Consider the following 1,927-nt stretch of genomic DNA (forward strand, 5'->3'; position numbering starts at 1 on the left):
AGCGTACCGATGCAGGTGAGTATCGCTTAACAAACAGAGGCGGAAGCGGAGTCATTGCTATGAAGATGACCGCAAAAACAGGTAAGCATGTAGTCGGATGTCTAATGGTTGATGAGAACATGGACATGATGGCGCTTACAAAAGCAGGCAAAATGATAAGAGTAGATATGCAGACCATATCCAAATCGAGCAGAAATACAAGCGGCGTCTATATAGTAAAAGGCGATGATGTGGCAAATGTTTCTCGCTGTCCAAAACAGCCTATTGAAGAAGAGTATGATGAAGAAGGCGAAGGCACATTGCTTGGTTCGGATGAATTGGAATAATAGTTGCTATTACTGCAGTATAAAAACCATGTCAAGGGACAAACAATGAAATATTCTATACTGATTGCAATGCTTTTAAGTATTTCGACACTCTCTGGAGCAGATAAAGTTCAAACCGTAGATGCTGCGGCAATTGAGCAGACAAATGCGGAGCTATCTAAGGTAAGAGCTGAAATAGCTCAAGCAAAACTAGATGCTGCCCAAGCGACAGCTCAAGCGTGTGAGGCAAAAAAAGAGAGCCAAAGAGTTGTAGAAGAGTTGGCTGTTGCTAAAGCCGAGAAAGAAGAAGAGATAGCAACTGCTACAGCTAAAGAAGAAGTTTTAAGAAAAAACAAGAGCGTACATATATCTGTTGTCGGGCAAGGTGTTGCTCCAATGAACACATCATCTCCGGCTCAAGCTTACGCACTTGCAAAAAGAGCGGCTATTGCTGACGCGTATAGAGCTATTGCAGAAAAAGTCAAAGGTGTTCGTATAGATGGACAAGATACCATTAAAAATATGATGGTTCAAAGATCAACTGTACGCACCTACGTTCAAGCTATGGTAAGAAATGCAGACATCGTCGAGACCACTTTTAAAGAGGGCTTATGCGAAGTAGAGATGGAAATCTTAATTTCTCACGCAGACTTTGCTCAGTAGTCATCTTCTTTAGCTCGCTTGCGCTAAATGCAAGCGAGTACCTTATCTCTTACAAATATATAGTAAAAGATGCAATTCTCTACAACGAAACACTGCTTATCTCCAAAGCAATGACAAAATGTGAAGGAACTCCGCAAGAGGAGTTTATTTTACAAAATAGTTCTGAAGATAATTTAAAAAAACTTATATCTAAAAACCCCCAAGAGTTTATAGAGTATATTCATAAACTCGGTATGCACGTCGATCACGACGAAAAAACAATAAATCTGCAAAACAGCTATACAACGGTACTGACACTTAAGACGACTTGCTTCAAAGTCGATTTTAATGATAATTTTGCTACAATCGCACCTTTAAAATAAGGGTGTTTAAACACTCAAATCCTAAGGCTTTTTAGTGAAAATTGCAATAGTTGAAGATGATATCAATATGAGAAAATCTCTTGAAATCGCTATGAGCGACTATAAAGAGTTTGAAATTCAAACATTTAAAAATGCAAAAGATGCACTAAAAGGTATTGACGATAGCTTTAACCTCGTTATTACAGACATAAATATGCCCGGCATGGATGGTATAGAGTTTGTTAAAACGCTCGGCGGAAAGTTTGAAGTAATCATAATGACCGGCAACGCAACCCTTCAAAGAGCCATTGAGTCGATTCACCTTGGAGTTAAAGACTTTCTGCTGAAACCTTTTGACGTTGATACTCTTATCAACGCAATCAAAAGAGAAGACAAGATACAAAAAGTAAAAAAAACGCTGCCTCAAAATAGTGACAATAACGCAGCAAGCAGTTTTTATGGAACTTCAAAAGCTTTAGAAGCAGCTCTTAAAATTGCAGACAAAGCCTCAAAAACCGATGCAAGTATTCTTCTTTTGGGCGAGAGCGGTGTAGGCAAAGAGGTTTTCGCCTCTTACATCCACAACAACTCTCCTAGAGCGAAAAAGCCTTTTGTAGC

4 protein-coding genes are annotated in these 1,927 nt (G+C 39.2%); all 4 read left to right on the top strand.

The genetic code is table 11. From position 1 onward, the window contains the following. Window positions 1–326: DNA gyrase C-terminal beta-propeller domain-containing protein (locus RQ763_RS11560; RefSeq protein WP_314153140.1), on the top strand; the 326-nt coding region annotated here is incomplete at its 5' end. 45 nt (window positions 327–371) lie between these two features. Next, window positions 372–968, top strand: coding sequence for an LPP20 family lipoprotein (locus RQ763_RS11565; protein ID WP_314153141.1), 597 nt, complete (start codon window positions 372–374; stop codon window positions 966–968). Continuing rightward, window positions 917–1,330, top strand: coding sequence for a hypothetical protein (locus RQ763_RS11570; RefSeq protein WP_314153142.1), 414 nt, complete (start codon window positions 917–919; stop codon window positions 1,328–1,330). Before RQ763_RS11565 ends, RQ763_RS11570 begins: the two co-directional genes overlap by 52 nt. 34 nt (window positions 1,331–1,364) lie before the next feature. Then, the coding region (locus tag RQ763_RS11575) for a sigma-54-dependent transcriptional regulator (protein WP_314153143.1) at window positions 1,365–1,927 on the top strand (563 nt) is incomplete at its 3' end.

Origin of the sequence: Sulfurimonas sp., from assembly GCF_032250635.1 — a bacterium.
Lineage (GTDB): Bacteria > Campylobacterota > Campylobacteria > Campylobacterales > Sulfurimonadaceae > Sulfurimonas.